The organism is Vampirovibrio chlorellavorus (assembly GCF_003149375.1).
In the GTDB taxonomy this organism is placed as follows: domain Bacteria; phylum Cyanobacteriota; class Vampirovibrionia; order Vampirovibrionales; family Vampirovibrionaceae; genus Vampirovibrio; species Vampirovibrio chlorellavorus_B.
Window position 1 is genome coordinate 1 of record NZ_QFWH01000013.1, and the last position, 5,506, is coordinate 5,506.

The 5,506-nt window shown below is 50.4% G+C and carries 5 protein-coding genes; 1 reads left to right on the forward strand and 4 read right to left on the reverse strand.

The annotated features are described in order from the left end of the window. Positions 1-500: hypothetical protein (locus DF283_RS12725; RefSeq protein ID WP_303675261.1), on the forward strand; the 500-nt coding region annotated here is incomplete at its 5' end. Between the two features lie 191 nt (positions 501-691). Here the strand turns inward: DF283_RS12725 and DF283_RS12730 are convergent. The 4 genes from DF283_RS12730 to DF283_RS12745 form a co-directional block, all read right to left on the reverse strand. Then, complete coding sequence (locus tag DF283_RS12730; RefSeq protein WP_303675262.1) at positions 692-1,861, reverse strand: ATP-binding response regulator; 1,170 nt, start codon at positions 1,859-1,861, stop codon at positions 692-694. Beyond that, positions 1,827-2,288 (reverse strand): response regulator, encoded by a 462-nt coding sequence (locus DF283_RS12735; RefSeq protein WP_303675263.1) that lies wholly within the window; start codon positions 2,286-2,288, stop codon positions 1,827-1,829. The genes DF283_RS12730 and DF283_RS12735 overlap by 35 nt, the downstream gene beginning before the upstream one ends. Positions 2,289-2,324: 36 nt before the next feature. Further along, positions 2,325-4,478 carry a sensor histidine kinase gene (locus DF283_RS12740; protein WP_303675264.1) on the reverse strand — a complete coding sequence of 718 codons (2,154 nt, stop codon included), beginning with the start codon at positions 4,476-4,478 and terminating at the stop codon, positions 2,325-2,327. 198 nt (positions 4,479-4,676) lie between these two features. Further along, positions 4,677-5,363, reverse strand: coding sequence for a response regulator (locus tag DF283_RS12745; RefSeq protein ID WP_303675265.1), 687 nt, complete (start codon positions 5,361-5,363; stop codon positions 4,677-4,679). Between the last annotated feature and the right edge of the window lie 143 nt (positions 5,364-5,506).

Sequence of the window (5,506 nt, forward strand, 5' to 3'; positions counted from 1 at the left end):
TCCACTGGAAGAAGCATACGCCCAAGCCCTCCACACACCCCCTCCCCGCACGGAACTTTACTCAGCTTTTTGAGTCTTTAATAGTAATTGAATTGGTGATTTTTAGATGGATGAGGTTCCCGATGCGCCATATTGTAATCTATTGCTCTCTCTTTTTCTTACTGGCTTCAGTGATTGAATGTGTTCAGGCTGAATCTCTCATTCTGACGGGACCTGGGGTTAAGGTGGAAAAGCGTAATGGCTGGTTTGGCCGTGATTCTGTAAGTTACAGTGATGCCTTGGGCAACAAGGTGGAGCGTTCTCGGGGGCTTTTTGGCAGGCAGAGTAACCGCACTCGTGTATTTGGTGCAGAGACCGTTGTCTCCCCTCGGGAAACGTCCGTAACTGCCCCGGATGGCACCTCTTTGGTTCGGTCACGCAACACCTGGTTTCACGGCAAGGAGACCCAGGTGGATGGCGGGGCTATATTGAATACATTTAAGACTATCCTGAATCCGTAAAAAAAGGCCTTTACGGAAATCAGGTTCAGATACATTTATTTCATTGGGAATTACCCACAACAAATGTCCTGAGTTTCCGTAAAGGCTTAATCTTTGGATGAGGCTGAGGTGTTAAGAAGAACCCAATTACAGAAAATATTATAGCGAGCCGATTAATGATTGTATATTAAACAAATGGGTATTAAATGACTTCAAAACAATTTTAATGATGGGGATTGTTCTCCCTGGTGCAGCGGTAGCAGGAAGCGGAACGTGCTACCCTTGCCCAGTTCACTCTCAACGCTCAGTATCCCTTGATGGGCTTCTATGATCTTTTTGGAAATATAAAGACCCAAGCCGGTTCCAATGTGGCGATACCGCTTTGCCATGGAGGCGTAAGGCTCGAAAAGGGTCTTCTGGATGGTTTGTTCTATCCCCGGTCCGGTGTCCGCCACGGTTATCTGCACGCTATTTTCGTTTAAGTGGGTTCCTATCTCAATTTTTCCGCCCTTGGGCGTGTAGTTGACGGCATTTTGTACCAGGTTGTAAATCACCCGTTTAATTTCCAGACCGTCCACGGGTATATTGGGAATATTGGCGTCCAGTTTCAGGGTCAGTTCCTGATTTTTTTCCTGGGCCAGCCCAATCAAGTCCAGATTCACCGTTGAGGCGATGAGTTCGTTGACATCAATCAGTTCCATTCTCAGCATCATATGACCACTTTCAAACTTGAAAGCAGTCAGCAGGTTGTCCACCATTTGATACATAAATCGGTTGGAGCGCAGCATTTCCTGTATCACAGTGCTTTGCTCCTCTGTAATGGGGCCGAACCGTTCATTTAACAACAGCTCAAAAATGCGGAACTCTGCCTTGATGGGGGTTTTCAGGTCGTGTGTCAGGGTGGCCACGAATTTTTCCCGCTGCTTCTGATTTTCCAGTAGCACATCCAGCACCTTCCGATGCTCCAGCGTGTAACGAATGGCCCGCTCCAGCATGGGCGCGTCAATGCGGTCCTTGACCAGATAGTCCCACGCTCCCGATTTCATGGCCTGAATGTCAACTTCACGGTCCTCTTGACCGGTCAGCAGGATGATGGGCTGGGTGCATCCCTGGGCTATCGCTTCCTGCAGCAAGTCCAGTCCCGTATGCTCATCCAGCCGATAATCGATGAGGTAAATGTCGTGGTTGGCTTCCTCAATTAAGGCCAGCCCCTGGGCATAAGAACTTGCCCAGTCAAGTAAATGGGTGCGCCCAATAATTTCAGAAATAATCCTGCGGGTGATGATGTACTCATCCTCATCGTCATCCACCAGCAAGACCCGGATGGGTTGTAATTCCGATTCGGCTTCAGGTGGCCTGGGTAGGTAGCTCGACAGTTTCAAACCAGTATTTCCCCAATATTTTCATGGCATTTAACAGCGAATCGTAAGAGATGGGCTTGATCATAAAAGAGTTAACACCCAGTTCATACGTGCGAATAACATCGTCTTTCTCTTGCGAGGTGGTAAGCACCACCACCGGGATATGCTTGAGCGACGGCTCCTTCTTGATGATTTCCAGCACCTCCATGCCTGTTTTTCGAGGCATATTCAGGTCCAGCAGGATTAAATCGACAGGGGGCGCGTTTTGGTGGCTAAACTGGCCCCGATGGTACAAAAAATCTAGTGCCTCCTCCCCATCTTCGGCATAAGAATACAGACAAGAGGGCATATTGCGGTTTAGCGCCTCCCGGATGATTTGCCGGTCATCGCTGTCATCATCGGCGATCAGGATATGCGGTTTTCTTGGGCTGTTGTTGTGCTTACTCAATGCGATCTTCCTACCGGCTAATGGACGTTTCGTCGATTATTTCTGATAAATGGGAAGAGAAATAATAAAAGTAGAGCCTTCACCCGGTTGGCTTCTGGCAGTGATATGGCCGTGGTGGAGTTCAACAATTTTTTTGCAAGTGGCCAGGCCAATTCCCGTCCCTGAAAACCTGGAAGCCGTGTGCAACCTTTGGAAAACCTTGAAAATACGATCCAGATATTTTTCATCGAAGCCGATGCCGTTGTCCTGAACGGAAATTTCCAGCATGGGCACTTCATAAGAATGAAGTTGATACTGTATTAAATTACCATAAATATGAATATGCGGGCATACCCCGCTTCGGCGAAACTTGAGGGCATTCTGGATTAAATTTTTAAATAAAATTTGCATCTGGGCCTCATCGGCCTCAATAATGGGCAGGGGATCGATGCTTAGGGTGGCCCCGGCTTGGTTTAACTCCGCTTCTATTTCAAAATTAATACCGGGCAGTAACAGGTTGAGGTTGATGGGTTTAAATTCCGGATTCTGGGGCGTAATACGGGAATATTCCGACAGTGCCCTGAGCAGATCCTGCATACGGGCGACCCCCGCCTGCAAGCGTTGAAGATCCTGTATGGAGGCTTTCTGAAGCCCTTTTTCCTCCCGTTTGCTGAAGCGTTCTGTGTAAAAAGCAATCTTCCGCAACGGTTCCTGTAAATCGTGCGCGGCAATCATGGTGAACTCTTCCAGGCTTTTTTTGCTCAGGATCAGGGCCTCGCGCTCTCGCTGCAATTCTTTTCGAACCGTAATATCCCGTATGATGGCCGTGGCCATCATGCTGCCCTCCCCGCCCTCCCAGGTAGACAGGGATAGTTCCAGCGGGAAAGTGTCCCCGTTTTTTTTCAATCCCTGCAATTCCAGTAATTTACCGCTCAATCGGGACTCATGCGTCTCATTCACCCGCTGCATGCCCTTCAGGTGCGCCTCCCGGTATACGGGGGGAATCAGCGCCAACAGTCTGGTTCCGGTCAGTTCGTCGGGTTCATAGCCAAATATGCGGTTGACTTGGGTATTGGCGGATACGATGACATTTTCCATATTGGCGACCAGAATGCCATCCATGGCGGACTCCACAATGGTTCGGTACCGCCTTTCGGAAAGACGCAGGGCCTCCTGGACGCCTCTGAGTTCTGTGATGTCTTGGGCCTGCAGCACCAGCAGGTTGGGCTCTTGCTCAATGTTGTACATAATGGCCACAGAGACAAGAACCCAGATCCCGTGGCCGTCCCGATGCCGGAAAATCTTCTCAATCTGGTAGGCGGATCGTTTTTTTTCAAGCAGCTCCTGATACAGTTGTTTTTCGGCGTCCGTAATGTCCCCGTCATACAAACTGCGGATGGGCTGTTGCCGCAATTCCGCTTCGGGGTAGCCCAGCAGCTTTTGCAAGGCCTGGTTGACCCCCTGAATGGTGCCATTAAAATCCACCAGCGCCTTACCCACTGGGCTGATTTTAAAAATTTCCCGAAAGCGTTGCTCACTTTCCGCCAGTGCTTGCAGGGTCAGTTTTTGCTGCCGGGTCATGATCACCCCAATCAGGGTGATGAGTAACACGGTCGCCAATTCCAGCCAGGCCAGCTGTCTGGCGGTTTCCTGCAGTTCCTTGATGTACAGGGTGACTAGTTCAACGTGCGGGTATTCCAGTTGGCCCAACAGGGTGTTGTTTGAATGCCTGATGGCCTGATGGCCAGCGGTCTGTGGCCGGGTTCGCTGTAGCTTTGCATCGTTTTCTTGTATCTTCCGATAAATTCGCAGCCGTCTCAGGAGTTCCTGCTTCAGCGCGGGAACGGTGGCTTTGGGGACATGGATGCTTTCAGGGTCGGCGGGAAGGGTGATGGTGCCACCGTTGATCATGGTGTTTAAATTGTTTTGTAGTTGCCTGAGAATACGACCGGACTCATTGGGCAAGGACTGAGTTCTGCTGAAAAGGCTGAGGGCGAACTCTTTTCTCAATTGCAGATGCCAGGTGGTAAACCGAACCATTTCCTCCATTTGTTGATACAGTTGCATGGTGTACAAGCTGTACCCCATGGTGACCAGGGTCATCAGCAGAAATAATTCCGGCAGGTAGTTAAAGTGCTTTCCCCGGGAATTTTTGGGGAAATGCCACAGGCTCAGGGACAGAAGGCGTTGGATGGGCTTGGGTAACGGCATACGATTGTCAATTCAGCTTGTCTGGCGAGGATATATGGACGCCCCGCCAGAGATTGGTAAGCGATGGTTCAAGGCGGGTCAATGCCACAAGCGGCATCACTCCGGGGCAGGTTTACGGGATTACCCGGGGCCGCCTTTGAGGCCTTTTTGCCCAACCCTGACGGAGTGATGCTGAATGCTTGCGGAAAATAGTGGCGACTAGACCAGATTTTCCTTAACGGCTTTTACTGCCGCCTGTACCCGATCATGGACAGAGAGTTTTTGTAAAATACTGCACACATGGGCTTTGGCGGTATGCACACTCACCGACAGGCAATCGGCAATCTCGGAGTTGCTTTTGCCTTCCACCAGCAGGGTGAGTACCTGATTTTCCCGCTCGGTCAGTTGCAAGTCCGCGCGGGCGGCCTGGCCGTTACCTTTGGGGCGGATGCTGCTGCTGGAGAACATCTCCAGGGCCATGCCGGCAATGGCCGGATCCAGCCAGGCAGCCCCTTCGAAAACGGATTTAACCACCTCAATCAGCCGATTGGAGGTAATCTCCTTCAGGCAGTAAGCGTTGGCCCCTGCCGATAAGGCCGCCAGCACCTCATCCTCAACCTCGTGCGAGGTTAGAATGACGACTTTAATATTTTCGTCAAAATTTTTGATGGCCTTGGTCACTTCAATCCCGTCCATGCCGGGCAAGCCCAAATCAAGCACCACCAAATCGGGCTTGAGTGATTTAATCATTTCAATGCCCTGTTCCCCCGTTTCGGCCTCTCCCACCACCTCAATCCGGGGATCCTCGTTGAGAACGGAGCGCAAACCGATGCGCACCAGTTTGTAATCTTCAACCAACACCAGCCGAATGACTGAGCTTTCAACCTTTGTGGATGTCTGGATCATAATTAACCTGCTAATTGACCTACTAGAGCCAATACGGTAACTTTGGGTTAGAATTCCAGGGTTTAGAAGAGGATAGAGTATGCCTTGGAAGCCCTTGAGTGACGAGCAATGGGAACTGATTGAGCCAGTGATTCCCAAGCAGC

Bases quoted from the DNA above. Each gene is read 5' to 3' on its own strand.
- DF283_RS12740 (WP_303675264.1), bottom strand. From the start codon at position 4,478: ATGCCGTTACCCAAGCCCATCCAACGCCTTCTGTCCCTGAGCCTGTGG.
- DF283_RS12745 (WP_303675265.1), bottom strand. From the start codon at position 5,363: ATGATCCAGACATCCACAAAGGTTGAAAGCTCAGTCATTCGGCTGGTG.